The sequence below is a fragment of the Filobacillus milosensis genome, assembly GCF_004402015.1.
Taxonomy (GTDB): Bacteria; Bacillota; Bacilli; order Bacillales; family Alkalibacillaceae; genus Filobacillus; species Filobacillus milosensis.
In genome coordinates, this window is record NZ_SOPW01000014.1 from 1 (window position 1) to 26,980 (window position 26,980).

The 26,980-nt window shown below is 31.8% G+C and carries 30 protein-coding genes and 1 other annotated feature; of the genes, 27 read left to right on the forward strand and 3 right to left on the reverse strand.

The window, feature by feature from the left end; translation table 11 throughout:
* The coding region (gene istA, locus E3U55_RS12180; RefSeq protein ID WP_228547558.1) for an IS21 family transposase at window positions 1–1,387 on the reverse strand (1,387 nt) is incomplete at its 3' end.
* Window positions 1,388–1,537: 150 nt separating this feature from the next.
* Between istA and E3U55_RS12185 the strand changes: the two genes are divergently transcribed.
* The 8 genes from E3U55_RS12185 (at window position 1,538) to E3U55_RS12215 (ending at window position 6,271) form a co-directional block, all read left to right on the forward strand.
* The gene (locus E3U55_RS12185) at window positions 1,538–2,077 is read left to right on the forward strand and encodes a nucleotidyltransferase domain-containing protein (RefSeq protein WP_134340759.1); all 540 of its coding nucleotides are present in this window, start codon (window positions 1,538–1,540) and stop codon (window positions 2,075–2,077) included.
* A 193-nt stretch (window positions 2,078–2,270) separates the two neighbouring features.
* The gene (locus E3U55_RS12190; protein WP_194840909.1) at window positions 2,271–2,627 is read left to right on the forward strand and encodes a DUF3221 domain-containing protein; all 357 of its coding nucleotides are present in this window, start codon (window positions 2,271–2,273) and stop codon (window positions 2,625–2,627) included.
* Between the two features lie 93 nt (window positions 2,628–2,720).
* On the forward strand, window positions 2,721–2,897 hold the full coding sequence (locus tag E3U55_RS17400) for a hypothetical protein (protein ID WP_153801943.1): 177 nt from the start codon (window positions 2,721–2,723) through the stop codon (window positions 2,895–2,897).
* 75 nt (window positions 2,898–2,972) lie between these two features.
* Window positions 2,973–3,314 (forward strand): NIPSNAP family protein, encoded by a 342-nt coding sequence (locus tag E3U55_RS12195; RefSeq protein ID WP_134340761.1) that lies wholly within the window; start codon window positions 2,973–2,975, stop codon window positions 3,312–3,314.
* A gap of 256 nt (window positions 3,315–3,570) precedes the next feature.
* Window positions 3,571–3,963 (forward strand): hypothetical protein, encoded by a 393-nt coding sequence (locus E3U55_RS12200; protein ID WP_134340762.1) that lies wholly within the window; start codon window positions 3,571–3,573, stop codon window positions 3,961–3,963.
* Window positions 3,964–3,974: 11 nt separating this feature from the next.
* Window positions 3,975–4,412, forward strand: coding sequence for a hypothetical protein (locus E3U55_RS12205; RefSeq protein ID WP_134340763.1), 438 nt, complete (start codon window positions 3,975–3,977; stop codon window positions 4,410–4,412).
* Between the two features lie 247 nt (window positions 4,413–4,659).
* Window positions 4,660–4,857 (forward strand): hypothetical protein, encoded by a 198-nt coding sequence (locus E3U55_RS12210; RefSeq protein ID WP_134340764.1) that lies wholly within the window; start codon window positions 4,660–4,662, stop codon window positions 4,855–4,857.
* 607 nt (window positions 4,858–5,464) lie between these two features.
* Window positions 5,465–6,271, forward strand: a complete 807-nt coding sequence (locus E3U55_RS12215) for a helix-turn-helix domain-containing protein (RefSeq protein WP_194840910.1) — start codon at window positions 5,465–5,467, stop codon at window positions 6,269–6,271.
* Here E3U55_RS12215 and E3U55_RS12220 read toward each other — a convergent pair.
* Entirely contained in the window at window positions 6,212–7,447 is a 1,236-nt protein-coding gene (locus tag E3U55_RS12220; RefSeq protein ID WP_134340766.1) for an MFS transporter, read from the reverse strand. The genes E3U55_RS12215 and E3U55_RS12220 overlap by 60 nt on opposite strands.
* Before the next feature lie 265 nt (window positions 7,448–7,712).
* On the opposite strand from E3U55_RS12220, the gene E3U55_RS12225 reads away from it, so the two are divergent.
* Window positions 7,713–7,925, forward strand: a complete 213-nt coding sequence (locus E3U55_RS12225; protein ID WP_134340767.1) for a hypothetical protein — start codon at window positions 7,713–7,715, stop codon at window positions 7,923–7,925.
* A 195-nt stretch (window positions 7,926–8,120) separates the two neighbouring features.
* Here E3U55_RS12225 and E3U55_RS12230 read toward each other — a convergent pair whose 3' ends face one another.
* Window positions 8,121–9,197, reverse strand: coding sequence for a LysM peptidoglycan-binding domain-containing protein (locus E3U55_RS12230; RefSeq protein ID WP_194840911.1), 1,077 nt, complete (start codon window positions 9,195–9,197; stop codon window positions 8,121–8,123).
* Between the two features lie 461 nt (window positions 9,198–9,658).
* Between E3U55_RS12230 and E3U55_RS12235 the strand changes: the two genes are divergently transcribed.
* The 18 genes from E3U55_RS12235 (at window position 9,659) to E3U55_RS12325 (ending at window position 26,694) form a co-directional block, all read left to right on the forward strand.
* Window positions 9,659–10,381, forward strand: a complete 723-nt coding sequence (locus E3U55_RS12235) for a LysM peptidoglycan-binding domain-containing protein (protein ID WP_228547559.1) — start codon at window positions 9,659–9,661, stop codon at window positions 10,379–10,381.
* A gap of 16 nt (window positions 10,382–10,397) precedes the next feature.
* Window positions 10,398–10,667: a hypothetical protein gene (locus E3U55_RS17720; protein ID WP_228547560.1), complete on the forward strand. Its 270-nt coding sequence runs from the start codon at window positions 10,398–10,400 to the stop codon at window positions 10,665–10,667.
* Between the two features lie 414 nt (window positions 10,668–11,081).
* Complete coding sequence (locus E3U55_RS12240; protein ID WP_134340769.1) at window positions 11,082–11,684, forward strand: TetR/AcrR family transcriptional regulator; 603 nt, start codon at window positions 11,082–11,084, stop codon at window positions 11,682–11,684.
* 59 nt (window positions 11,685–11,743) lie between these two features.
* On the forward strand, window positions 11,744–13,024 hold the full coding sequence (locus E3U55_RS12245; RefSeq protein ID WP_134340770.1) for an MFS transporter: 1,281 nt from the start codon (window positions 11,744–11,746) through the stop codon (window positions 13,022–13,024).
* A 319-nt stretch (window positions 13,025–13,343) separates the two neighbouring features.
* Complete coding sequence (locus tag E3U55_RS12250; RefSeq protein WP_134340771.1) at window positions 13,344–14,192, forward strand: MBL fold metallo-hydrolase; 849 nt, start codon at window positions 13,344–13,346, stop codon at window positions 14,190–14,192.
* 152 nt (window positions 14,193–14,344) lie between these two features.
* Complete coding sequence (locus E3U55_RS12255; protein WP_134340772.1) at window positions 14,345–15,145, forward strand: MBL fold metallo-hydrolase; 801 nt, start codon at window positions 14,345–14,347, stop codon at window positions 15,143–15,145.
* 665 nt (window positions 15,146–15,810) lie between these two features.
* Entirely contained in the window at window positions 15,811–16,407 is a 597-nt protein-coding gene (locus E3U55_RS12265; RefSeq protein WP_134340773.1) for a DUF1062 domain-containing protein, read from the forward strand.
* A 276-nt stretch (window positions 16,408–16,683) separates the two neighbouring features.
* Window positions 16,684–16,899, forward strand: a binding site (T-box leader).
* 46 nt (window positions 16,900–16,945) lie between these two features.
* A complete protein-coding gene (gene argS, locus E3U55_RS12270) occupies window positions 16,946–18,634 on the forward strand; it encodes an arginine--tRNA ligase (RefSeq protein ID WP_134340774.1) in 1,689 nt (562 codons plus the stop codon).
* A 265-nt stretch (window positions 18,635–18,899) separates the two neighbouring features.
* Window positions 18,900–19,829: a zinc-dependent alcohol dehydrogenase gene (locus E3U55_RS12275; protein WP_134340775.1), complete on the forward strand. Its 930-nt coding sequence runs from the start codon at window positions 18,900–18,902 to the stop codon at window positions 19,827–19,829.
* Between the two features lie 148 nt (window positions 19,830–19,977).
* The gene (locus tag E3U55_RS12280; RefSeq protein ID WP_194840912.1) at window positions 19,978–20,526 is read left to right on the forward strand and encodes a putative glycolipid-binding domain-containing protein; all 549 of its coding nucleotides are present in this window, start codon (window positions 19,978–19,980) and stop codon (window positions 20,524–20,526) included.
* Window positions 20,527–20,595: 69 nt separating this feature from the next.
* The gene (locus E3U55_RS12285; RefSeq protein ID WP_323740414.1) at window positions 20,596–21,381 is read left to right on the forward strand and encodes a class I SAM-dependent DNA methyltransferase; all 786 of its coding nucleotides are present in this window, start codon (window positions 20,596–20,598) and stop codon (window positions 21,379–21,381) included.
* A 299-nt stretch (window positions 21,382–21,680) separates the two neighbouring features.
* Complete coding sequence (locus E3U55_RS12290; protein ID WP_134340777.1) at window positions 21,681–22,028, forward strand: NUDIX hydrolase; 348 nt, start codon at window positions 21,681–21,683, stop codon at window positions 22,026–22,028.
* Between the two features lie 33 nt (window positions 22,029–22,061).
* The gene (locus E3U55_RS12295) at window positions 22,062–22,964 is read left to right on the forward strand and encodes a phosphotransferase (protein ID WP_134340778.1); all 903 of its coding nucleotides are present in this window, start codon (window positions 22,062–22,064) and stop codon (window positions 22,962–22,964) included.
* Window positions 22,965–23,263: 299 nt separating this feature from the next.
* Window positions 23,264–23,467 (forward strand): helix-turn-helix transcriptional regulator, encoded by a 204-nt coding sequence (locus E3U55_RS12305; RefSeq protein WP_134340780.1) that lies wholly within the window; start codon window positions 23,264–23,266, stop codon window positions 23,465–23,467.
* Window positions 23,468–23,636: 169 nt separating this feature from the next.
* Window positions 23,637–24,242, forward strand: a complete 606-nt coding sequence (locus E3U55_RS12310) for a TetR/AcrR family transcriptional regulator (RefSeq protein WP_134340781.1) — start codon at window positions 23,637–23,639, stop codon at window positions 24,240–24,242.
* 5 nt (window positions 24,243–24,247) lie between these two features.
* The gene (locus E3U55_RS12315; protein WP_134340782.1) at window positions 24,248–25,570 is read left to right on the forward strand and encodes an MFS transporter; all 1,323 of its coding nucleotides are present in this window, start codon (window positions 24,248–24,250) and stop codon (window positions 25,568–25,570) included.
* A gap of 170 nt (window positions 25,571–25,740) precedes the next feature.
* The gene (locus E3U55_RS12320; protein ID WP_134340783.1) at window positions 25,741–26,193 is read left to right on the forward strand and encodes an SRPBCC family protein; all 453 of its coding nucleotides are present in this window, start codon (window positions 25,741–25,743) and stop codon (window positions 26,191–26,193) included.
* 69 nt (window positions 26,194–26,262) lie between these two features.
* Window positions 26,263–26,694 carry an SRPBCC family protein gene (locus E3U55_RS12325; protein ID WP_194840917.1) on the forward strand — a complete coding sequence of 144 codons (432 nt, stop codon included), beginning with the start codon at window positions 26,263–26,265 and terminating at the stop codon, window positions 26,692–26,694.
* The last annotated feature ends 286 nt before the right edge of the window (window positions 26,695–26,980 follow it).

Here is a 26,980-nt window from a genome sequence, read left to right on the forward strand (position 1 = left end):
GTTGGTTAGATACTGCTGTATCAATAATGTCATCAAGATGTTCATGCATTTGTTTTAGCTTTAAATATTCGAGATTTTTAACGAGTTGCTGGTAACTACTATTCATCTTTATAGACCTCCCAATAGCCTCTAAATTTCTTTTTGACCAATCATCCGTATCTATATCTTCATGCGTGTTCATTGATAAAACTTTTTCATAATGTGATGGATTATAATTCAGTTTCATTTGACTAATGGGATGTCTAGCGATTAAGGCCGTGTTATAATAAACATGTATATAGTTATCATAAATTTGTAAACCAACGGTTTTTCCTTTGTATTCAGGTGGGACTGAATACTGGTTACTTTGATAAGTAATCATGCTTGATGGATTAACCTTTACAAGTTTATGAACGATTTTATATGAATCTCTTATAGACTTCCTGGGTAGGGGCTGTAGGAGATTCTTTTCTTGTTTAAAAGCCAATATAGGAATTTTCCCTGTTCCTTGGTGGTAGCTATGATTAGCACGTTCACTTAAGGATTGTACAAATTCATGTAATTCTTCATAGTTCATTTGACCTTGATAAGCGTGAATTTCATCCAATAATTTCCTGACATTTTCGGCTTTTCCTTTCGTTTGAGGTTTACCTGCTTCACACGGTTTAAGGTTAAATCCGAAATCCTTTGAAAAATGATCAAAACGTTCGTTGACCACGCCTTTTGAATAAGATGTTCTTGGATGATCCATAACAGTCTTCATGTTATCTGTTAGTAGTATTTTAGGTACGCCACCCAATGATTCAAAGGTTTCTGTAAGAAAAGACATGAGAACACTCTGTGATTTAGAAAGCGTCAGGTAAAAAGCCTTGAACCGAGAATGTGATAATAATAGAACCGCAACATTCACATAGATAATTTCTCCGTCCCGCGTGATATACTTTATATTTTCTTTCCAATCAAATTGAGCTTGTTCTCCAGGTGGGGTTTCAAATCTCAACACCGGTTTAGCTGAAGGTGTTCGTTTTCCGTTGGAAAAATAAGATTGAAACTCGGGTTTACTAGATATATAACTTCTAAAACGAGATTGTGAGCAATCTAATCCGTGATTATCTGTTAAGTACTGCCACAACACCCTCTTATAATAAAAGACTTGCGGTGAATCTTCTGAAAGAAGAAGGGAAATAGTGCCGTAATAATCATCTATTTTAGATTTTCGACTTCTGGACTGATTAGGTACATATCCATTCAAATACTTATCAACTGTTCGTCGATCGACATTAAGTTGCCGTGCTAGCTCACTCTTATTAATTTTCATCCCAAGACTCTCCATCATTAGTTTATATTTGGATAAGTCTGTCAGACTATCCGCTTTAAAGTCAGTTGTTAAATTAATCGATAAATGCATTCTCCTCACCTCGAATTAAGTATGCATTTATCGGTCAGAGTTGTACATTCTTAAATGATCATTTATGTACATTTATAAACTAGCATTTATATTCTTATTGAAGTAACATGTATTTTAACAACTCATTTGTGGTGGATGGGAGGGGGCAGGATGACACCCGAATTATTCGATGAACAAACTGATTCACAATTAAAAGTGTTAGCAGAAATTAGTGAAATAACTGATGAACTTGAAATTGAATTTTGGCTGCGTGGTGGTTGGGCGATTGATTTTTTGCTTGGCAAGATCACTCGACCACACGATGATATTGATTTAGTAACATGGATTCACAATAGAGAACGATTAGAAAAAGCACTTAAAAAAGCAGGTTACGAGCCTATACCTGTAAGAAAGCAATTTTGTAATAGACAGTCTGACTTCCATAAAGGAAATGTAGAAATAACATTTAGCTATATAACCCATTCCGTCAACGGCAGTCTAATTATGAATGGATTACCCGAATGGAAATGGATGACAGATTCCTTGTTATCTAAAAATTTTAAACTGCATGGAATATCAGCAAATGTTCTAAACCCTAAACAGCTTTTGAAAGAAAAAGAAGTTTATCAACAAATTGGTCGAACTCCTCGCCAAAAAGACATAGAAAGCAAAGAAGTATTGCGCGGTATAATATCAGATTTAGATTTGTGAAGCATTGTACTTAAAGTAAATGGGGCAATAGTAGAGAAGGCGATCTACAACTTGGTCGCTTTTTTATTTTGTCAGATATTTTTTGGAATATTATGTTAACATTAATCTAGAAGATATTGATTTAATGGGACAGTATAGTTGAAGAAAAAGTCAGGTGGGATTAATTATTTTTTGTATTAGGATTTTTTTACCGTTGGCACTATTATTTATTGTTTTTGTCAGTGTTGCCTGTACATCAGAAGATGATTATAAAAGTAAAGCTTTAGATACCCTTGAAGGATTTATTGTTGACAAAAGAGAGACCGATCATGAACCTTATCAGGTACTTGTAGTTCCGGATATAAAGAAAGAAGACATTGAGAATAAGTCAAGGAATGAAAGAGAAATTCTTGCTTATCAAAATGATGGAGTATGGTATTCGATTAATTCTAAAGCATACAAGGATTTAAAAACAGGAGACCGTGTTAAGATTTATTATAATTCTAATGCAGTGTTAGAATCGAATCCGCCACAAATGTGGGCGGAGGGTGTAGAGGTTATTGTTGATTAATTGACTTATGATTTAACTATTCGGTGGCTTTACTTGAATAAAGGAATTAGAAAGTATAAATGCTTAAAATAAGTTATGGGGTGTTTAACACCAATGAAAAATGTTTTTATTGTATTGATAGTATTATTCGTGTTTTTACTACTATTTGATTATGAACCATTACAAATTGTATTTGAAGATATTTACGCATTTATTAGTCAATATGGGCTTTCTATTATTATAGGATTTGTTTTGTTTGCCTTTTTGTTTTTTTGGATTGCGAAGAGGTAAAATTATCATCATTTGAGCTAAAGGATTCTAATTCAACTAAAGGTAAAAAAATTAATTAAATTAGGAGTGAGAAACTTGTTTTATAGAAGAAAGTTTTACATTGTAAAGAATGAATTTGTAGAAGTCTTCAACGCTCATTTAAATGAAAATAATTTACCTAATCAATTAAAACACGGTGCTCGGTTAGTAGGAAGGTGGTTGATTCCAAATGATGAAGCAACCACTGAAATTTTTGCTATCTGGGAATATGATAGTTATGAAAAGTATAAAGAGATAGAAGCCAATGTTAGAAGTGATTATGAGCATGTAAATAGAATTAATGAATGGTACGATAAACATGGTGGGAGAGATTATGTCATTAACAACTATCTTTTAGAAGTACGAAACGAGCAGTTAAAAACGACATTAAATAGATAATGTTAATAATTTATTCTAACAAAATGGGGCGAATGTTAAATAAGCTTTGTAGGACTATTTCAATGAAAGCGAGACTATCGGCAAGAAAATTTAATAAATATTATTTTTATAACGATTTGTATTTTGTTTAATAAATTATTGGAATATTATGTTAACATTAGTTTAGAAGGTCTTGAATTAAAGGGCAAGTTAATGTAAAAGAAAACACTTATAACTTTTCATATTTTATTGCTATAAGCATAAAGGGAGGCAAAATATGAAACACCGATATTTTGTATTACCTATTGTTACTACAACAATTTTGTTATTGATTGGGATTGTATTCTTTCATTGGTTAAACCAGCCAATAAAGGGTAATGACTTTACTAAAATGACGATTTACATGAACTGGGATAATGAAGGACCATTCGTAATAACTGATAAAGATGTTATAGATAGCTGCATTAAGAAAATCAATTCGAGTTCAAAAAAGGATATAACTAAAATCGTATTGGAACAAGGACCTGATGGAAGAATTATCTTTGAAGGAAAGAAAACTGTTGAAGTTAAAGTTTTTAGCTATGGTGGTAATGTAGTTACAGATAAGTATCTTATCAACACTGGCTTTAATCTAGAAAATATAATACAAAAGAATAGCCACAAGAAATGAGGGGGAACAAAATGAGCGAAAGAAAGTTACTAATTATTATTGGAATTGTTGGTTTAACGCTCGTTGTTGGTATGATTATATTTCAGCAGTTACCACCAAAACATGAACCAATCAACACAAAAAACGTTATGGCTATTCATATAAGCACTCACACTGAAAAAGATATAAAAATGGTTGATTCTGATAAGTACATGGAGGTAGTTGAATTATTTAACGAGCATCCTGTTGAACAGACTTCGAGTATGGAAGAAAATCCACGTTCGGAGGCTTCAATCATTATAGATGCGGAAAGCCCCTCTCAAGGAAGAGAAACAATAATTTTGAATTATACAGAAAATGGAATATTTGTTGAACGGACTGACACAGGAAATCCTGATAAATATGTGTTAGTTGATGTTGAGGATAGATTAAATGATGTTTTTAAAAAGATTATTATATCAAATGAATAACATTACTCTATTACACTTTATTTAACAATAATTTTATTTAGAGATACAAATTATTGTTATATGCTTATTAAGCGAACGGGGGCGTCAGTTGAACAAGGTGATCAATAAAATGGTCGTCTATTTATTTTGTCTAATTAATTGTTGGAATATTATGTTAAAATTAGTTTAGAAGGACCTAAGCTAAAGGGGAAGTTTAGTTTAACAATAATGGTAAAGATTATTAGGAAAATGTTGGAGGAATATATTTATGTCGGATAGTGTTATTAAATTTATACCTACTAATCCAGTATTTGTACCCAAAATTGAAGCCATAAATGAAGCTGAAGAATGGATAACGTCTATTATTTCAAATTATGATGATATAAAAATATTAATCACAGATGAAATACGTTTATTGACCAAGGGGAAAATTTTGAATACATTTTTGCCCTTTATGTACAAGTGAAATTAGTTCAGAATGGTGGGTTGAAGCTATGAATAAGGCATCGAATCACCAATTTACTAGGCTCCAAGTAACTGTACCTTGCTGCAATAATAAAACTTCATTAAATGGATTTGAAATACAATTGGAAAGCTGGTTTTGCCCGTTTTTCAATTGAAATACTAAATCCTGGAAGTGAAGAATTCACAATAAACATAAAAAAATTAGAGGATATACTTTTTTGATCTATTAAAAAAGTAGCTGCTTATTATTAGCTTTCAATTATTGGAGGCTTTTGTTTAAGAAATAAAATATTGATAATCAATAATACTTAATGAAAGTGACTGATATACAATACTTTTATTTTTGTTTATTATATATAATCATAAACAACTCCCTACAAAAGATGATGTGTTTAATATTTCCACCACAAAAAGATGAACAACACCTGGAGTGCTTCAGGTACTCGCGATAATAAAACAGCATACTACTTTGGTCAGATTATTAATCCTGATTTAATGGAAATTAAAAAGGTTATATTTTGTCAATCCACTAGTATTATCGCTGTCAATTAAGGTGTAAGTTATGATAAAATAACATATTAATGATTTTGTGTACAGGGAGACAAAAAATGATATTAGATAATAATGATGGTCTTCTTCTCATACGCCATGATCACTTATATGAAAGAGACTGGAGAAACGATGACTGCTATAAACTTATTTTTTCTCCATATGGACAAGCAGAATATCAGTTAAGTCAAGGCGATATTTCTATCGGACAAAATGAATTTTTTATTTTCAACCCAAATATTGATCATAAACAATTAAAAGCTACAAAGGAAAAATTTCTAGTAGAAATACAACCATCATTACTAAAAGAGACAGCACTGCAATTAGGATTTAAAGTGATAGAACCTGAATTTTCTTTACTTTCATATCGTCATGCCCAGATTCATCAATGGACATCATTTATAAGAGACTTTCTAATGATTAACAAGGACTCTAATCCAATGTCTAATCAACTTTTTCTTGAGAATAGTTTAGCGCAAATTTCAATTTTAATGCTTCAATATGGTTCTGGTTCACATCAAAATCAGTTTCCAAAGATAATTAGCAAGCAGAATATTAATAGTGTATTAAATGCACTAAAGGAAAGCTATCAGGAAGATTGGACGTTGGATCAGATGTCTCTAGTCGCGGGAATGAGTAAATACCAGTTCGCTCACTTATTCAAGGAGGAAACTGGTATATCTCCATATTCGTGGCTCCAGTTATATCGCTTATTTAAAAGTCAACAATCACTTATTTTTACAGATCAAACAATTTTGACTATTGCCCTTGAACATGGTTTTAATAGCGTGTCTGTTTTCAACCATCTATTTAGAAAAATTTATAATAAAACGCCAACGCAATTTCGTTCTATACATAGAAAGTAATAATCCTATAATACTGGTTATAATTATAAGAATGCCACTAAACAGCATTAGCTTTTGTATTGAAATGAAGGATACTAAAAATCCGTAGATTCCTAAAGAAATAGTATTGGAAAAATATAATAAAACTGCATTAGAGCTAAAAGCTCTTCCCATTTTATCTTCAGGTACAAGTGATTGAATAAGGTAAATGCGTGATAGTCCAGCTATCGGTAATCCAATAGCTACTATTGCGCTGCCAATAAAAAAGTGGTTTATCCCATAGAAGAGACCATAGTAAGTTATGCCGATTCCCCAAATCATTGTGCCAACAAGATGAATCTGAAGAGTCATTTTCTTTAAGAAAAATGGTAGGATGATATTGGTTAATATAACTACACCTCCAAAAACTCCTTGGATAATACTGTACAATTCTTCACTTTCGGAACTCATTTCACTTAGAGCAAGTAAAAGGCCCACCTCCCAGACCCACGTGTTAAAGAAAACTGTTATAAAAGTGAAAAGAAAGAGTTTTCTTACACTTGTGTGTGCTTTAGCCCAAGAAGCAAATTCTGCGATAGAACTAAAAACGTTCTTAACCGATTTGTTAACTACCTGTTTTCTTTCTTTTATATCTACTTTTGAAATGCAATATGCACTAATTGAGTATGTTAAGGCATCAAAAGTAAAGAAATGGATAACTCCATAACTGTTCAATAGCAAAACAGAGAGAAATGGACTTATAACAGTTACTCCTCTAGTTAAGGTATCATTTAAACTGTTTACTTCAGTTCTTTCTTCTTCCACTGTTATGGTAGGCAAGACAGTTCTGTGCGTCGGATTAAAGAAGCAACCAATACATTGAATAAGAAAACTAACGACTAATAAGTAAGAGTAGGAGAGTAATTCTAAGTAAAATAGGCATACAATAGAAAATATTAATGGGATTCGAACCATATCTAAGACAATTAAGAGTTTTTTCTTAGGTAGCCAGTCTGCTACAACCCCACCAATTAAACCAAATAGTAAATAGGGTAGGGTCTCTGCAATAGCCATACCAGTTGTAAGAATTTTGGATCCTGTTAAGTCGTAAGCCAAAAATAGAAAAGCCATTCCCGATAGAACATCCCCGAGCTTAGAAGCTCCTCCTCCAAGTAAGTAGTACCGTATATTTTTATCTTTCCATATCCTCGTAAACAATTAAATCACCTCAGAGACAACTATAAGGATAAAGCTAGTTAGAGTCTGCTTGATTATTGTTACAAATAAGGACAATTTCCCGCAAGAATATTCTTTCTTAAAAGCTTATCCTAATTTAGGGGTAACAATTTAGCATATTCATCTAGTTCTATTATTTAAATTAAAGTAACTATTTATAATTGGTTGATTTCGGCAGGGATTGATTAAGTTCTTTTTGTTTGATAAACATAAAAAATTTAAATTTATTGGAGGACGAAGAAAACTCATGTTTCGTAATATTGTTGCAGCGACGTTTTTAATTGTATTGAGTCAAACTGGAGTTGATTCACAGGTGTTGGCAACTTGTGAAGGTTGTCCTGGTGAAACACCGCTGGATGTTAAAATCCGTGAGGTTCTAGATTATTTAATCTTTTTTGGTTTTATAGCTATTTCATTTTTTCTTTTTTATTATTGTTGGATAAAGCGTTCTAAAAAGTAATTTTGATTTATCTTTAGATTATTAAGCTAATAATAAAGATTTTATAATACTAAAGGCATTTGGAATTTAATCCAAATGCCTTTTTACATGTGATATTCAACTGAATCCCATTATGAATTCCAAGCAATCATTAACTTGAATTTAACAAATCGTAAAACGTTACATAAATCTAGACCATTTTTGTTAAGAAACTAATTATTGGGGAATTAATAGGTTTTGCCCAATTTGAAGATAAGCGTTCGGGTCCAAATGGTTAACCTTGACAATGGTATCGATACTAACGTGATATTTTTGTGCGATTCTCCATAATGTGTCTCCAGATTTTACTCTATAAGTTGTTGTTCCTGAAGGAATTTTTAATCTTTGACCAACCTGAAGAAAATCCTTAGGATTCAGATTGTTTAAATTGGTTAGGGTTTCAATGCTTACCCCATATTTTTTTGCAATTTCCCATAAAGTGTCTCCTGAAAGTACCTTATACGTTGCAGGAATTATCAACTTTTGCCCAATCTGAAGGTATTTATTTGGATCAATAGTGTTTAATAATGCGATGCTATCAATGGTTACCCCATACTTTTGTGCAATTTCCCATAATGTATCCCCTTCTCTCACATAATGTTTTTGGGTAAAATCGACACGCGCCCAAGCAAACAATTTCCCCGGGTCTGGTTTCCTGCCAGGGGCATATTCTTCATGTCCCAAAATATGATTTTTGTTTCTTTTAACTAACGGGTGACGATTTAAAATCCCATCTAATAAACGGTTGAGAGAACGATACTGAGCATCTGTATATCCAATATCAGATGATGAAACTGAATCATATGCTTGACTAGATATCATGGACATCATTTCATTTCGAGTTCCAATGGCGAGTAATTCAATTCCAATCGAGTAATCATTCAAATTGTTTTTATACCCCGAAAACCTTGACAAACTCCCTTTACCTGCATGAAAGGCAACACGTTCTTCATCGACCAGTTTATAAATTTCACCACTTCTTCCAATCATATAATGGGTAGAAAAGCCGTAGTCAAGAAAGATATTATAAATTGAATTTACATTGTAAGGTTCGTTGGGGTTTTTACCAGCATTTGAAATGAAGTGAACCAAAACATGAGTCACTTTCTTTGTTCGGTCGCTCGAATATTTTGGTGTTAATGGTAGATGAAGATCATTGGTTGTAACACTGGCTTGAGTTATGTTTGAGTTAGCGGTCAAACCAAGAATCAATACACAACTAATAAAGAAGAGAAATAAAGACTTTAGTATCATTAAATTAACTCCCATAATTTTTTAAGTAGAGTTATTTTCCACTTAAAAATTACTAATTATGCAAGGTGCTGTACAGATTTAAATGTGCAATCCATTTTGTAGTTAGGTGATTCAGGGGTATATTAACGTCAAGCTCATGTTGAAGGGGTGAGCAAATTAAATTTCTGTGGCATGGTATGAACATTAAATTGTTGAATAAGGGATTTAATTGCTTAGGAATTTAGAAAAACGCAAATCCATTTTTAACTTGAATTATGGATGAATTCAAATTTAATTACCTTGTTTTATTTATGGAATTAAAGGTTTTGTACCATACAAAGGAAATCTTTATTACAGGCAGTTGCTTATTTGGTATACGTTATTTCTACGTATATTGAATTAATAATTTAAATTCGAATATTATCTTAGCTGTTTTCGAATCATAAAAATAAAGTTGTGATATCAAAGAAAGGAATCCAATAATGAAAAAACAATTTGTAATTGTATTTAGTTTGATTATATTCTTTTTTATAAATTTATCCCCTGTTCAGGCGATAAATAACCCGAGAAATATATATGAGGTAAAATCAGGAGATACTTTGTGGAAAATTTCAAATACCTATCAAACTTCAATAAAAAACCTTAAACTAATTAACGGATTACAATCTGATTTATTATTAGTAGGTCAGAAATTAAGAGTTCCTATAATGTATGAAGTGGTTCGAGGAGATACTCTGTGGGAAATTTCACAATCCTTCAATTCTACTGTCCAGTCCATAAAAACAGTCAATGGACTTACTTCAAACACCATTTATATCGGACAAAAATTAAAAATTCCTCCTAATCAACTGACCATGAATGGACAGTATGTACTTATGACGAAAGAGGAATTCAAGGATTGGTTATTTAACCATAAATTCACTAGGAAAATTAGTACCATTCAACAACATCATACTTATCATCCATCTTATCAGCAGTTTAACGGATCGAATCATTTTGCTCTTTTAAAAGGAATGGAAGACTATCATGTGAATGAAATGGGGTGGAGTAATATTAGTCAACAACTGACTACTTTTCCAGACGGGACAGTTGCAGTTGGTAGACCGTTCAACTCACCTCCCGAAGGATCATTTGGATTGCTAAACGAATCTACTATGCATAAAATTGAAGCAAATATGTTGGCTATTGAAAATTGGAAACTTTGATAAGGGAAATAATCAAATGACAGCTAAACAAAGAGCAACGATAATTACGGTTACTGCCTTGTTAATGTTAAAATTCGGTTTAACACCTTCCGTTGACAATATCACTTATCATCATTGGTGGGATGTTAACACAGGAGAAAGGGTTTTAGATCATGGTGAAGGACATGCGATAAAGTCATGTCCGGGTACAGGATTTTTTGGAGGGAACTCCACAACATCTGCACAAAGCAATTTCTATCCATTAGTGCTAAAAAAAATGAAAGAAATTCGAGCATCAATGCAATAAGTGAGCTTATTAAAGAGTATAAGAATTAAGTCAAAACTAAAGGGCATAAGTCCAATATAATATAGAACTTATGCCCAACCAGCTACCTAATGAAATATTCTGTCTAACTTTATGGGGTCACTTCAAAGTTAGGTCGTCTTTACCCCAGATTATAGAGATATAATTACTCAGGGATATATATAATGGGGACGATATGTTATTTGTAAAAACCATTGGAAACAATGAATTTCCATCGAAAGTTAAACATCCTCTCACCTCTAAAGCCTAAATAAAGTTTGTGAAGTTTTTAGCTAAAAGTCGCTGAGGTAATAGTTGAACAATAATTCTCTTTCATGGTTTACAAAATGCTTTATATTCTATATAATATTCACGAATGATTAATGAATCAGTCGTGAAGAAAATGGTGATGATTATATGCCTTTATCTGATGAACAAAAATTAAATATGAAAAAAAGAAGAGAAAATATTCTTGAGGTCGCAACGGAACTTTTTGCTACCGAGGGGTATGAGGGGACGACGATTAAAAAAGTCTCCGAAGCTGCTAATATTAGTTATGGCAGTGTCTTTACTTATTTTAATGATAAAGAGGAACTTTTTCGTACAGTCGTTTTAGATCCACTGAATGAATTAACAGAAGTGTTATTTGATTTTAATCCAGTTGCGGACGATCCAATTTGTGAGCTAGAAAAAATGATTAAAACTCACATTCATATATTTGCCGGAATGAGTACATATCTAACACTTATTGTTCAAGTAATTGGACAGCATACCAAATTTTCAGAAACTTTTAGTGAACTGGACCAATTTCATAATAAACTTTTAGATAAAGTTAGTCGCCTTGTAGAGAATGGGCAGGAAAAAAGATTGTTAATACAACAAGAACCCTTTACAGTTGCATCCTTATATACAAGCCTTTTAATTGGGATTCGTCTAAACACTACAGATGCGAGGTTGAGTGATATATGGGATAGTTATATTTCATCAATCATGAATCTTTTCGGACCTATTAAAAAATAGGTTTTCTTTTTACTATAATAACGATTGATTAATCAGTCGTTGTTGGAGGGAGATAATAAATGAAATTTAATTCCTTTGATAGAACTATTCAAATTCGTTTATGGTTGATGTTTATTTCTACGACATCAACCATGTCTGTACTCCCTTATTTAATAATATACTTTTCTAAACAAGTCGGAAGTTTAATGACAGGTATTTTATTTTTAATCGTCATGATCTCTAATGTATTGGGTTCGGTACTGGGTGGCTATGTCTCAGACAAAACAGGTAGAAAAAAGGTTATCCTTCTTTCTGAATTAATCATTTTTGTTGGATATATTGGCGTTGCACTTACGAATTCTACCTGGGGAGTATATCCTTATGTTACATTTTTATTTTTTATATTGATTCAATTTAGTCATGGCTTGGGCAATCCTGTATACCAAGCTTTAATTATTGATATGAGTGATCCAGCAGAAAGGAAATTTATTTATACATATTCTTATTGGTTACGTAATATAGGAGTTGCGATTGGTAGTATGGTTGGTGCTTTATTATTCTTTGACTACTTATTTTACTTGTTTCTAGGTGTTGCTGTTACGACATTGTTTACATTCTTTATTACGTGTCTATTTATTAGAGAAACATATGTGCCAGTACAAAAGAGTAATAGCCAAAAAGGAAGAAGGTCCTTCCAAATGATAAGATCGTATACTAACATTATGAGTCATAGAATTTTTATGATTTTTTCTATGGCAAGTCTACTGATTATTTCAGTAGAAGAGCAGTTAACGAATTACATTGGTGTACGTCTAGCAAATGAGATACCAGAACCCATTCAGGTTGTATCTTTCCTTTCATTCAAAGTAGATGGAGTTAACCTCCTAGGTATATTGAAATCAGAAAATACAATTCTTGTAGTTTGTTTCACGATGATTTTGACACGATTTATTAGTAAAAGAAATGATCGAAATGTTTTATTAATTGGTTTATTCTTATTCTTCGCTGGATTTACGATTATTAGTTATAGCCAATCTCCCTCTGTTCTTGTTTTAGCCATGTTTTTTGCATCGATGGGGGAAATTATGTATATTCCAGTTTCGCAAGCTATGTTATCTAATATGGTCCCTAACGATGCTCGTAGTACATATATGGCGTTCTATTCTATTGCAGCAATTATTGGGGTTAGTACAGCAGGGGTGTTTATGATTATAAGTAGCTGGTTACCACCTCTTGTTTTAACTACTTTAATTGGAATAATGGGTGTTGTGAGTATAACGTTATTTTATAACTTAATTAAAACACAAAGTGATCAAAAAAATGTCCATAAACATGAAGAACTAATCGAAATGATCGAATGAAATCTTTATCCATTATTCTAACTAGATTATTCCGGCTGTAATAACACATGGTTTTTGTAAATTAATAACAAGGTGAAAAGATCCACAATTGTGATAGAGAGGTTTCACATTATATGTACTTATATCTTGTTTCACTATTTAAAGCAATAGTTTAAGAAGGCGATCATAAAATTGGTTGTCTTTTTAATTTGTCTGATTAATTATTGGAATATTATGTTAACATTAGTTTAGAAGAAGGGCAGAACAAATTAATAAGATGAGACTCTAACAAAATGGGCGTTATGTAAAAAAGACTATTATTGAAAATGAGGCGAAAAAAATGTTGAATAAATTAAGTAACTCGATTTACTATTTACCTAATCAAGACGAAAGAGAAAGACCAACTTTAGGTGTGATTTGTGGGGATAATTATAGTCTAGTTATAGATGCTGGAAATTCAGTTAAACATGCTAGAGAATTTATAGCTGAAGTAGAAGATTTAAATGTTCCACCTATAAAATATTTGGTTATTACTCATGCACATTGGGACCATTTTTTAGGAATGAATGAATTTGATGCTACTATTATTGTTAATACTCTTACCAATCAATTGATTAAAGACTGGGTGAATCTTTCTTTTGATGATGTCTCACTACAAAGTTATGTGGAAGAGAATAAAATGAGTTCATTGTGTATGGAAGTAATAAAAAATGAAATACCTAAGAGGGAATCCTTTAAGTTAAAAAATACTGACATCAGTTTTGAAAAATCACTAACTATTGACTTAGGTAATAAAATTTGTCTTATCGACAGGGTTCGTAGTACACATACAGATGACTCTACAATTGTTTTTGTTCCTAACGAAAAAGTTTTATTTTTAGGAGATAGTGCATACGGAACTACAAAAAATAAATTGTTCCATTATGATCAAGATATGTTATTACCTATGATGGAGGATATAAAAAAATATGATGCAAAAGATTATCTTCTTGGACATGAATCTATTTGTGATTTAGAAGAAATGAATGTCTATTGGGATGAACTTATCTTAGCTAATCAAGCAACACAATCTAAATCAATTGAAAGTGCTCTAGAGCGATTTAAGATTAATAATAAAAGGGAGCCAAATGAAAACGAGCTATTCTTTATAAAAGCTTTTGTGAATAATCAAATATTGAAGTCACAATAGAAAAGGAAATTATCATTTAGAATAGATGAACTTATTTTATATTGTTAATTCTTCTTTAACTATAAGGGGCATTTGTTTAAAGAACGTGTTTAACAAAGAAATTCACTTATTAATGAAACAAGAAGATTTTTAAATTTAGTTAGGAGATTTTTATGATTCAATATGATAAAAACAATATAACAGTATTCCAAAGCTCGCTTTACATAACTACAACCGCGATAATCCACACTGATGAAGTGATTATTATGACGGACCCAAATTGGTTACCTACTGAAGTACAGAGCATTAGGAACTACATAGATAAACATTTAGGAAATAAAAAGCTTTATATAATATACACCCATAGTGATTTTGACCATATTATTGGCTCTGGTGCATTTCCTGAATCAAAGGTTATATCAACTGAAGAGTTGAAAAATAATTCTCATAAAGATGAAGCTATTAAGAAAATTCATAAGTTCGACCAGGGTTACTATTTAGATAGAGGTTATGATCCCATTTATCCAACAGTCGATATTTCAGTTTCAAATGATGGTGAGAGTATTAATTTAGGTGACGTAACGTTAACCTTTTATAAAGCACCTGGGCATACAAATGATGGCTTGTTTACTGTTATTGAACCACTAGGTATATTCCTTTCGGGTGACTACCTTTCTGATGTCGAATTTCCTTTTATATTCAGTAGTTACAATGATTATCTGGATACCATGAAAAAAGCTGATTATATACTAAAAAACCACAATATTAATTATCATATACCTGGACATGGTTTTATAACTGAAGATAAACAGGAAATGTTAAATAGATTGAATTTTTCACAATACTATTTAGAAAACCTAATGACCGATAGCGAGGAATTAGAAGCATATTGCCGCAAAAAGTTTAACTTCTTTGATGGTATGCAAAGTATTCACTTTGAAAATAAAAAAATTGCAAAGCAAGAGTATTCTTAAGCTATTTTTTTAATTGTCCGAATTGGGGTCATCATGAAAGTGGTGGTGAGAAGGAAGAATTAGATAGGCATATTGAAACGCAAAGTGCCAAAATCAGTTATTATACTCTCATGATTTTGTCTGGTTTAATACTATTTATTTCTGAAGGAACAGGCAATTTTAATGAAATTAATAATTATCCACTTGTTATAGTAGTAGTTCTTACTTTTGTAACAGGTCCAAATACAGAATTCATATATTCAAAGAAGTTTAAATAATACGGCACATCCCAAAGAGTTATAGCTTATTAAACTAACTTGAGGCTTTAGTTGAAGAAGACCATCATAGAATTCATTGTCATATCATTTTCACTGATAATATTGAATGTGAATAACATTGACACAGAGTTCCATAGTGGTATTCTAATAGGTAGGAGAAATATGGAAGGTGGAAATAGATTTGCCAACAACTTGTAATGGTTAAAAAGTAATTTAATAGTGCATGCTTTTTTTACATTTTTGGTAAAGGGAGAAGTATGTCTATTTTTAACCATTACAGGGAGCGCGGGATAACCAGTTGTTTAATTCCAAGCGGGATTCCAGTAAGGGATTCCGCTTTTTTTATTGGAAATCTTTCTCCATTCAACCGTTATTGGCGTTCCTCTGAATTACTAGGAGGAGCCATAGATGTGTTTTTATGATTTATTAACTTATGAGATTATTCCTCAGGAAACACCCAATGTAATCCGAAATTGTAGTAAATGTAAAAGAGATACAGAATTTTATTGTAGCGAGAAATTCAGAGTTAATGCAAATCAAAAAATGGTTGATGTTTGGGTTGTTTATAACTGTATACATTGTGAGGGAACTTGGAATTACCCGATTTTTTCGAGAGTACATGTAAACAAAATCAACTCTAATCTATATCAAAAATTTATGAATAATGATAGAGAGACAGTCTGGTACTATGCTTTTCAATTCAACCATTTGCGAAAACTATGTAATGAAGTGAGTACAAATATACGTTACGAATTAAGAGAGAAAAGGCTAGAAACAAATTCTAACAATCTTACCATTAAATTTTACTGTAAATATGATTTTGACCTTAGAATTGATAAAGTTTTAGCAGAAATACTAGGTGTTTCAAGGTCAACTCTAAAAAAACTAGAGCTTGAAGGAATATTAATGCTAAATCCAAAGATAAGTATGAAGAAAAAAATATTTGATAATTTACAAATAACACTTGTAGGAAAAGGTTTGGATTTTAATGTTTTTCATTATTAATTTAAAAAGTACAGAGAGAAAATCATATGAACGTTTTGTGCTTGGGGTTGTATTAGAAGGTATTTAAGAAATGATAATTTATCCGTCTGATGGTAACAAACTGACTGACACTAGTGTTTATTCTTGAATAAAGTAACATTGTGAACAATTACACTTAAACTAAATGGCACTACAATTCATAATATATTATCCATAACTTTACTAGCTTATAACTGTAAATTAAAAAAGGGTATTGAAATTTTGTAATAAATGGATATAATAGTTTAAAATACTGTTTCAAAATTAATGACAAAGAGAGTAATTATTTGTGAGGGCCAAGCGAGTCAGGGATGGTGAGAGCCTGATCACGGAACAAATAATGAATCGCACTTTGGAAATGCTTCCTTGAACTTGAGTAGGGGAAGTCGGGGGATGACCCCGTTATCAAATTTGAGTGGTTTTACTAAACAAGTAGAGTGGTACCGCGGGTAAATATAATCTCCCGTCTCTTTTAATTTAAAAGAGACGGGAGATTTTTTTAATTTAGGAGGAGATAGAAATGGATTATAAGAATATGTTTGTTGAAGATTTGTATGACTTATTAAAAAGTAAAATTGATAAAAGCATGATTAGAAAAATGATTGAAAAGCCTAAATATGAAGAGATGGGAGATCTGGCATTTCCTTGTTTTGAATTAGCAAAAATTTATCGTGATTCTCCTCTAAATATTGCAGCAGATTTAGCGAATAAAATAAATACGTCCAATTTATATGAAAAGATAGAGCCCGTAAATGGCTATGTTAATGTATTCTTAAATAAAAAAGAAGTATCATCTGGTGTCGTTTACGAAGTCATTTCGAAAAAAGAAGATTACGGAAATCTCAATATTGGAAAAGACGGAGTTGTGACAATTGATTTTTCATCTCCGAATATTGCTAAGCCTTTTTCTATGGGGCACTTACGCTCCACTGTCATTGGGAATGCTCTGGCATTAATTTATGAAAAATGCGGTTTCAAACCAATTAGAATAAATCATTTAGGTGATTGGGGAACTCAATTCGGAAAGTTAATTGTTTCATACAGAATGTGGGGAGATGAACAAAAAGTAAAGAAAAATCCCATAAAAGAGCTATTAAATTTGTACATTCACTTTCACGAAGAGGCAGAACAAAATGAATCATTAAATGAAGAAGCAAGACAATGGTTTAAAAATTTAGAAAATGGTAATAAGGAAGCTTTAGAATTATGGAAGTGGTTTCGGGATGAATCAGTAAAAGAATTTTCCAAAATATATGAATTAATAGGTGTTCAATTTGATTCTAGTCAAGGTGAGGCTTTTTATAATGATAAAATGGAGAAAGTGGTTCACTTATTGGAGAAAAAGGACTTGTTACAAGAATCTGAAGGGGCTAAAGTAGTACAAATAAACAACGAATTACCTCCATGTTTGATTAAGAAAAACGATGGAACTACACTTTACGCCACTCGTGATTTAGCCGCAGCAATTTACCGACAGGACACCTACCAATTTGTAAAATCCCTTTATGTTGTTGGAAATGAACAAACTCTTCATTTTAAACAGCTTTTTGAAGTTTTAGAAAAAATGGGTTATGAATGGCATGAGGGTCTCACACATGTTCCGTTTGGAATGATACTTAAAGACGGTAAAAAAATGTCTACTCGAAAAGGGAAAGTTGTTCTATTAGAACAAGTCTTGAATGAGGCAATAGAACTTGCAACGAAAAATGTTATGGAAAAGAATCCATCACTTGAGTCAAAAGAAAACGTTGCGAGACAGGTTGGGGTTGGAGCTGTTATCTTCCACGATTTAAAAAACTATCGTCTAAATGATATTGAATTTTCATTGGAAGACATGTTGAGATTTGAAGGTGAAACAGGTCCATATGTTCAATACACGCACGCTCGTGCGTCATCAATATTAAGTAAAGGGAATTATCAGGAAAATAATGAGAATATAAATATAACAGATAAGGAAGCCTGGACCATTATTACTTCTTTAATGGTATTTCCAGATGTCATTAAGCGAGCTTTTCATGGGAATGATCCTTCACAAGTAGCAAAATATTTACTTGAACTCTCCAAAGCATTTAACAAATTTTATGGATCTGTACGTATTTTAGATGATTATGAAAAAAAGCAAGAAAGATTATCACTCGTGCATTCTGTTCAAATTGTACTGAAAGAAGGACTACGTTTATTAGGAATAGAAGCACCATATAAGATGTAAGTTTGAGAGTGATATTTCTGATGAAAAGTTTATTTAAATTACCAAAATACTATTCATAAAATGCAGAAGGTTTGTTAGTAGGAGTTTGAAGAAGTACATTTAAAGTGACTGGCTGCAACAGTGTAACAGGACGATTAGTATATTAATCGTATTTTATTTTACCTGCTATATTGTTGAAATATTGTGTTAACATTGGTTTAGGTGTCAATAAGAACCGATTCGAATTTTTGAAGAAGCAATTAAATAAATTTTTAGGATGTTTTATATGAAACAAAACTCACTCGTATTATATGGAAGAAAAGACTTGAGGTGGACTCAAAAAGAAGTCCTTTTTCTTGAAAAAGATGAAGTATTAGTAAAAACAATTGCCGGAGCAATTAGCATTGGGGCTGAATTACCACAATATAAGGAAACTGATATAACAGAAAAATCTCCCCAATATCCTAATGAAACGGGTTACGAAAGTTACGGTGAAATCGTTAATGTTGGTGACGAAGTTAAATCATTAAAAATAGGAGATAGAGTAATAGCATTTTATGGACATAAAGATTACGGAATCATTAAAGAGCATAAAGCGATACCGGTCCCCGATGATATTCACTACTCAGATGCATTGCTTATCATATTGTCGTGTGACTCAGCAAAAGGAGTTCTGAAGCTTAATCCCCAAAAAGAAGATAAAGTATTAGTTACAGGTATGGGTACAATGGGGCTTTTAACAGTTTATTTTCTTAAAGAATATATGAACGTTGATCATATTGATGTCATTGAACCGATTCCTTCAAGAGGTAAATTAGCCAAACAATTAGGAGCCAAAAATGTTTTTAAGGATATATCGGAGTGCCCAAAGGATATTTATAATCACGGAATAGAATGTTCAGGATATAAAGAAGCTTTTATAACTCTACAAAAATCATTATTGAAAGATGCTGGATTATGCATTCTCTCAGATGGAAATAAAGACGTGTTTGAACTACAACCTGAGTTTTATGAAAAGGAACTAAAAATTATTGGTTCAAGTGATGGTTGGGATTACTTTAAACATTCAGCATGGTATTTCGAGAACGTAAAACAAAAAGGCGCAATATTAAGTAATCTATTTGAGTTGAAAATTGGAAAAGAAAAATTAATCCAGTGTTTTGAGGATTTAAGCGAAGACAAAATTAATCCTTTAAAAGTATTGATTGAATATTAAATTGAAAATTAACTGTTTTTGAGCATTATTTTTTTATTGATGTGAATAAAGGGACCTAAACAAATAGTGCATTATAAGTTCGATTCTTATTCCATCAATTAGAAGTAAAAATGGAACTGTATGTTTATTTAGAAAGTGGTGACTGACATTGTTACATAAAATTGTATGGGAGAATTTAGAGGGTTTTGGGTATGAGTTTCTAAAGCTGAGTAAAGAAAATGATGAATTTATAGCTAGAGGCACGATAATTACTTCCGAACAGAACAACCCTTACAATGTAAATTATATTGTTCATTTAGATCAAACCTGGAACACAAAAAAACTAATGTTAGATATTGATGGGAAACCTAAACTAGAAATCATATCTGATGGTGTTGGAAATTGGTCTAATGATCATAGAGAACTTAATGAATTAGAAGGAGCTATAGACATCGATATCTCTGCAACGCCTTTTTCTAATTCTTTACCCATTAATAGGTATGATTGGGTGCCTAATCAACAAAGAGACTTTCAAATGGTATATATATCAGTACCGACATTAGAGATGTTTAAAATACCTCAAAGTTATACTTTTTTACAGCGTGATGAAGATTTAAGGGTGTTTTTATATCAATGCCGTGATTTTGAATCTAAAATTTACGTCGATGATCATGGGTTTGTTAATTTATATCCCGGTTTATTTAAACGAAACTATTAATGTGTGAACACTTAATTACTTATGTGAATTATACGAATGATGCAAGTCAGTTTATCAAGGAGGATAATATTGAAAGAAATAAATGCTTCGAACAACTTAGATATGTACGACGACCCATCATCATATGATGAAGAATATGAATCTTATCAAGCTGAAATTCCACTATTATTAAAATGGGCTTCAATAACTAAAGGTACTATAATTGATTTAGCTTGTGGTACAGGTCGGGCAACTATACCTTTAGCTAATGAAGGATATAAGCTAATGGGTATAGATATTCATCAAGGTATGCTTGATAGAGCTAAGGAAAAATCTTCTAGAATGAATTTGAAGATTGATTGGGTACGACAAGATTGTACTCAATTAAATCTTAAAACAAAAGCTAGTTTAATTTATACTGTCGGTAACTCCTTTCAACATTTTCTCACAAACGAAAACCAGGATGCTTTATTGTCATCTGTAAGAAACCATCTTATAGATGGTGGTATATTTATATTTGGCACGAGATTCCCTAATGCTTCAGAGTTATTATCGTCACCTGAAGAGGAATATGTGAGAACTTATAAAGACAAAAACTCTCAATTAATAGTTGAAGAGTATCATATTAGTGAATATGATGCATTAACCCAGATACAACATAACTCTACTATTAAAAAATATAAAGATTCTGAAGGGGAAATAGTTAAAGAAACTTCTTCTAACATTTCATTGAGATATGTTTATCCAAAAGAAATGGAGAGAATTTTACATAAATATGGTTTGAAAATTCTTCACTTATATAAGGATTGGAATGGATCTCCTATTACATCTGTTAGCAATGAAATGATTTATATTTGTAGGAAGATAAATGACTAGTTGAATGTAATGTCATTTAAGTTTTTTCAACTTAATAGGGCAAGAGTTGAACAAGGCGATCAGTAAATTGATCGTCTTCTTTAATTTAACTGAAAAAGCCTTGGAATATTATGTTAAAATAAAATGAGAAGATGTTGACTAATAGCAAATACTTTTCAATTGAAATAAGGCTCTTTTTTTAAATTTTGAAGTGCTAGAATTTCAAAAGAATAATGTGGATATATCAAGGAGCTAATCTAACATTATTAAAGTAATGGGTGAAAAGATGGATTAAAAAAAAATTATTAGGGGGGATATTCATGATTGCTCAAGGATTCGTTATTAATGGCGACAAGGTATTAATGGTTAAGCAATACGTTCAAAGAGGGGCAGTCATTTGGAATTTCCCTGGTGGAGGTATTGAAGAAGGAGAAACACCAGAACAAGCTTGTAAGAGAGAAGTAAAAGAAGAAACTGGATATGATGTGAAGGTTAACAAGCTTCTCTACAACAATAGAAATAAGTATACTTATATAGTTGAAATTGAAGATGGCGAAATGTTTTTAAATAAAAGATTAGAAGACAACAACGACATCATTGATGTTGCATGGGTATCAATTGACGACAAAAAGAAGTGGGATAATTTTACTCTACCGATATTAGATTAATATAGAAAATCATTAAAGTAGGTGGTGTATTTAATGAAACAAGGGATTCCGAAGAAATGGTTAACATATACCAACAATTTTTCAATGCTGGAAGAAGCTGTTGATTGGGAGCCTTTGCGTGAATGGTCCTTATCAGATGTTCAACGAGTTACCTTTAAATCAGGGGATACTGCCATTGCCAAGATGGGACATGATTCAATGGCAGGAGAAATGAGAGTTTATCAATCTCTATTAGAGCCATTTAATCTACCACGCCCAAGATTATACGATACATATGAAAACGCTACTAGTAATATTTTTTTAATGGAGGATCTTGGTAAAGACACAATTGAGATGAACCCGTTACAAATACACTTCGTAAATGCTGCTCGTAGGCTAGCGGAGATACGAAAAATGGCTACATGTCGTATGAGTTCACTTAATTCTTCAATTTATCAAAATTACTTCAAATCTCAAGAGGATGTTTTAGAAGACATTAATTTTATCATGGAAAACCAGAATTTATATACCCCTGATGAACTAGGTATTTTAAAAGATTGTTTAGAAGAGTTACCTAAACACCTTGACCGTCTTTATCGCGAACACGAAGTAACTATTACCCATAATGATTACAACGCTAAGAATCTTATGATTACTAATCAATCCATTATTCCCATTGATTGGTCGAACGCTTATCTTAGTCCCCATTTAGGTGATCTTTACTGTCTAATCAATGAAGCAGAAGATAACGGTATAGATAAGTCAGTTGTTATAGAAGCATACAGTGAACTGGATAAAAGTTATGATATTGAGTGGCAAATTCAAGTTGGAGGAATTTGTTGGCTATTACATGGCCTTTGTTGGGTGTGTAAGGAAGGTATTCACAAGGTTCCTGTGACTCGTTCTTGGATGCCCCCAATGATTTCTTCTATAAATGAGTGCTTTAAGCAAATTTGATAGATAAATAAGGATGGGGTAAAAGAAATAGGAATAGATGTATCATTTGTTAACACATTACTTAAATTAATTCTCTTGTTCAATCAAAGGGGCCATAGTTTAGGAAGGTAATCATTAAGTTGATGTCTTTTTTATTTTTTTGTCAAAAATCGGATTATTATATTAGTGTAAATTTAGATGATGGACAAGAGAATGCTTCAAATATTGGTTATGGAATTTCGCCGATCATGTATTTAACGTTGATATTAATTATATATCTGGGGACATTACTAACTTACAGAAAAAAATATGGTGATTAAATGAAAAATCATATTAAGAAATTAAGAAAATCAGTTAAGTTATCGCAAGATGAGCTGGCTAAGCAATGTAAGGTATCCAGACAAACAATAAATGCAATTGAAAATGATAAATACGATCCGACACTGCAATTAGCATTTGACATAGCCTCTGTATTAAATACCACAGTAGATGAGCTTTTCATCAGTGATTCTATTAGAAAGTAATAAAATTATAGTGGCGTAAGTTAAAGAAGAGCATATTCCATTAAGGAATTTGCTTTTTTTATATTTCGATATAGGTGTTTTTTATCTGTCACCTTGACTAAGTTAAAAATTAACAGTATAATTTTGATTGATTAATCAATCATTTTTTTGTGAGGGGATGATCTTATTTATGAAAACCATGAAAGATAAAAAAGAACAGAAACGAGCGTTAATTCTAAATGCTGCTATTAAGTTATACAGTGTGAATGGATTTGAGGAAACAAAAATTGCTGATGTCGCAAAAGAAGCTGGGGTCAGTTTTGGTACTGTGTTTTCATATTTTGAATCTAAAAATGCTCTATATGAAGCTGCTATATTAGAACCACTTGAAGAAATAAGATCATATTTTGAAAATGTAGAAGATCATTTTCAAGGTGATCCATTAGATGTAATGAAGGCCATGATTGATTGTCATGTGGAAATCTTTTCAACACGAAAAGAACTCTTACTCTTAATACAACAAGTACTTGCAAGACCAAGCAGATTTCCTAATCTGTTTGAAGAGTTAGATGGGTTTGTGAATTCTTTTGTTGATAGTATAAATTCCATAATTGAAGAGGGACAAAAGCTTGGTTACTTTTACAAGGGCTCTCCTTCATTAATTGCAGAATCCTATCTATCTTTTATAAATGGAATCCGATTAACATTTATTGATGATGAAACAAATCCTGTATGGGAAAGATTCAAGATTCAAGCGTTGAGGTTATTTGGACCATTTTATAAAAGCGAGGAGTGAGAGATTTGAATTTGAGAGAGATACATCCGAACATCAAGCTTCGACTAGGGTTGCAATTTTTGGGCGGTTTAGTTTCAATGGCTGTCATTCCATTTCTTGCGATTTACTTCTCTAAGAAAATAGGTACGACTTCAACAGGTATATTACTAATCTGTGTAGTTATAACAGGTGTTATTGGAGGATTTGTAGGAGGGCATATTTCCGATAAAGTCGGTCGAAAGAAAATTATGATCTATTCGGATTTAGGTATTTTCATTACATATCTGTTTATTGCTTTATGCAATTCCCCTTGGTATGACCTTCCCTATATTACAGCAGGTTTATTTGTCGTCAATATGTTCTTTGGAGGAATGTTTCAACCTGCTGCCCAGGCTATGATTATTGATTTAACCGATTCTCAATCAAGAAAGCTTGTCTTTACTATAAGCTATTGGGTTAGTAATCTATCGACAGCGATTGGGGGGATTATTGGCGCATTGCTCTTTCAAAACTATTTATTTGAGTTATTTATAGGAATTGCATTAATATCTTTCATTTCCTTGTCAATCACGTTAGTTTTTATCACTGAAACATATAAGCCTGTTATTCAATCCGCATCTTCGGTAAGAGACAGTAAAACGCCGCTAATACATATGTTCCAAAATTATTTAACCATATTAAAAGATAAGTTATTTATGTTCTATATTTTGGGTGCGGTATTAGTTTTATCGCTGGAACAGTCATTAACAAACTATATTGCAATTCGTTTTGAAGAAGATATTCAGCCTCAGTCCATTTCATCGTTTGGAGTAGATTTTATGATAGATGGTACCAAGATGCTTGGTTTTCTTCGTACGGAGAATACCATTCTGGTCGTACTCCTATCATCTATAATATTATTATTATTTAAAAAGTTAAAAGACCGTTGGACAGCAGTGACTGGTATTATAATTTTTTCATTATGCTTTAGCTCTCTAGCATTTATCAATAATATATGGATGCTTTTTATTCTCATGTTTATAGGCACGATAGGCGAGCTTATGTATGTCCCTATTAAACAAGCAATGATTGGTGATCTTGCACCATCCAACGCAATAAGTACCTATATGGCATTTTATAGTTTGACAAATTACGGCGCTATGGTAATTGCTTCTTCATTGATTATTGTAGGTGAGTGGATACAACCTATCTATATGGGAGGTTTACTACTCATGTTGGGTTTAACTGGGGCATGTTTGTTTAATATAATTATCAATCAATTAGATTCAAGGAAAAAACACGAACATGATTATAATATGCCACAACTGTATAATGAAAGTAAAAAGTTGTCTCAATCAAGATCAAAATAAAAAAATTATATTTATGGTTCAGTTCTATATGTCTGAGCCATTTTTCTATGTGAGAAGCACTTCATAAATACGTTGCAATTCAATATAAAATTTTGGGATTGCGATAGCTAAGGAACACACCAAGATTAGTATGCTATACTTTTAGAAAAAGGTTCTAAGGAGGAGTTTACTTGAGCATTCGATTTGAAGTGAAACGATTTACAGAGGTCCCAAAAGAAAAATTATACAACGGATTACTAGACCTTGATTCAGCTAAGGATTGGATGCAGGGACTAGTAAGAATTGAGCGTTTAGATCATGGGCCATTGCAGGAAGGTAGTGAGTGGAAAGAAACAAGAAAAATGTTTGGAAAAGAAGCTACTGAACATTTTGAAGTTGTCGAACTTAATGAGCCTGATAAAATCAAGTTACGCTGCGATGGGACGAAAGGAACAACGGGCAAAGGAGAATATTTGTTTACATACCTCATTGATTCATCAGATGATCAATCATTCGTTACTCTAGTAGGAGAGATAAAAGGACTTAAAGGCTTAACTAAATTATTCGGTAAATTGATAGCAGGAACTTTTAAAAAAGCTTGTGCAAAAGATTTAGATGCGTATAAAAGTTATATTGAAAATTGAATAATAGCTTACTAATTTTGTAGATGGTTGAACTTAGAACAGATATTCGGATTGAAGGAGAGGTTAATTATTAATAATATTACGAAAATGAAGATATTAAAGCCTTCTTATGAAGTTTTTGAAGCATTTGTTGACCCATCAAAAATCGGTAATTTTTGGTTTTCATCAAGTTCTGAAAGATGGCAAGAAGGAAAAACTATTACATTGAGATATAATGAATATGATGTCCAAGGTGATATAAAAATTTTGGAAATCGATGAAAATAAGAAAATCGTTTTTGGTTGGGGAGATAATGGAGACGGTCACGTTATCACGATTCTTTTAAATGAATTTGATGACGGGAGTACAATAATCGAAATTAAAGAAGAAGGTTTTAATGAAAATGATGAACAACTAATAAATCAATTACTAGATAACAAAGAAGGCTGGGTCTATATGTTAACTTGTTTAAAAGGTTATTTAGAGCATGGCGTTAACTTGAGAGCTGCATTGGTGAAATAATGTTTGTCTATGTCGTTTTATATAGTTAATTATATTGATAAAACAAAAAATGGTACATCCCAACTTCCATTTACGGTACGATTAAGATGGAAAGCTTTAAATTAAATAAAACGTCTAGTTTACTAAACTAGTTAAAGCTGTAGATTTACTATAAATAATCCCTGACTTAATGACACCATGGATCGCTATATTTAGTGAAATTGAGCAACATTACTAGTTATATTAAATAGTATGAGACTGTTACGACTAAAGTAAGTCAAAAGTTAATTAAACAATGGATTAAAGG

Coding starts and splice junctions, on each gene's coding strand:
- E3U55_RS12225 (WP_134340767.1), top strand. CDS start 7,713: ATGTTTCGTAATATTGTTGCAGCGACGTTTTTAATTGTATTGAGTCAA.
- E3U55_RS12185 (WP_134340759.1), top strand. CDS start 1,538: ATGACACCCGAATTATTCGATGAACAAACTGATTCACAATTAAAAGTG.
- E3U55_RS12240 (WP_134340769.1), top strand. CDS start 11,082: ATGCCTTTATCTGATGAACAAAAATTAAATATGAAAAAAAGAAGAGAA.
- E3U55_RS12230 (WP_194840911.1), bottom strand. CDS start 9,197: ATGATACTAAAGTCTTTATTTCTCTTCTTTATTAGTTGTGTATTGATT.
- E3U55_RS17400 (WP_153801943.1), top strand. CDS start 2,721: ATGAAAAATGTTTTTATTGTATTGATAGTATTATTCGTGTTTTTACTA.
- E3U55_RS12265 (WP_134340773.1), top strand. CDS start 15,811: ATGTGTTTTTATGATTTATTAACTTATGAGATTATTCCTCAGGAAACA.
- E3U55_RS12210 (WP_134340764.1), top strand. CDS start 4,660: ATGTCGGATAGTGTTATTAAATTTATACCTACTAATCCAGTATTTGTA.
- E3U55_RS12305 (WP_134340780.1), top strand. CDS start 23,264: ATGAAAAATCATATTAAGAAATTAAGAAAATCAGTTAAGTTATCGCAA.
- E3U55_RS12310 (WP_134340781.1), top strand. CDS start 23,637: ATGAAAACCATGAAAGATAAAAAAGAACAGAAACGAGCGTTAATTCTA.
- E3U55_RS12295 (WP_134340778.1), top strand. CDS start 22,062: ATGAAACAAGGGATTCCGAAGAAATGGTTAACATATACCAACAATTTT.
- E3U55_RS12200 (WP_134340762.1), top strand. CDS start 3,571: ATGAAACACCGATATTTTGTATTACCTATTGTTACTACAACAATTTTG.
- E3U55_RS12235 (WP_228547559.1), top strand. CDS start 9,659: ATGAAAAAACAATTTGTAATTGTATTTAGTTTGATTATATTCTTTTTT.
- argS (WP_134340774.1), top strand. CDS start 16,946: ATGGATTATAAGAATATGTTTGTTGAAGATTTGTATGACTTATTAAAA.
- E3U55_RS12215 (WP_194840910.1), top strand. CDS start 5,465: ATGATATTAGATAATAATGATGGTCTTCTTCTCATACGCCATGATCAC.
- E3U55_RS12255 (WP_134340772.1), top strand. CDS start 14,345: ATGATTCAATATGATAAAAACAATATAACAGTATTCCAAAGCTCGCTT.
- E3U55_RS17720 (WP_228547560.1), top strand. CDS start 10,398: ATGACAGCTAAACAAAGAGCAACGATAATTACGGTTACTGCCTTGTTA.
- E3U55_RS12205 (WP_134340763.1), top strand. CDS start 3,975: ATGAGCGAAAGAAAGTTACTAATTATTATTGGAATTGTTGGTTTAACG.
- E3U55_RS12275 (WP_134340775.1), top strand. CDS start 18,900: ATGAAACAAAACTCACTCGTATTATATGGAAGAAAAGACTTGAGGTGG.
- E3U55_RS12245 (WP_134340770.1), top strand. CDS start 11,744: ATGAAATTTAATTCCTTTGATAGAACTATTCAAATTCGTTTATGGTTG.
- E3U55_RS12250 (WP_134340771.1), top strand. CDS start 13,344: ATGTTGAATAAATTAAGTAACTCGATTTACTATTTACCTAATCAAGAC.
- E3U55_RS12290 (WP_134340777.1), top strand. CDS start 21,681: ATGATTGCTCAAGGATTCGTTATTAATGGCGACAAGGTATTAATGGTT.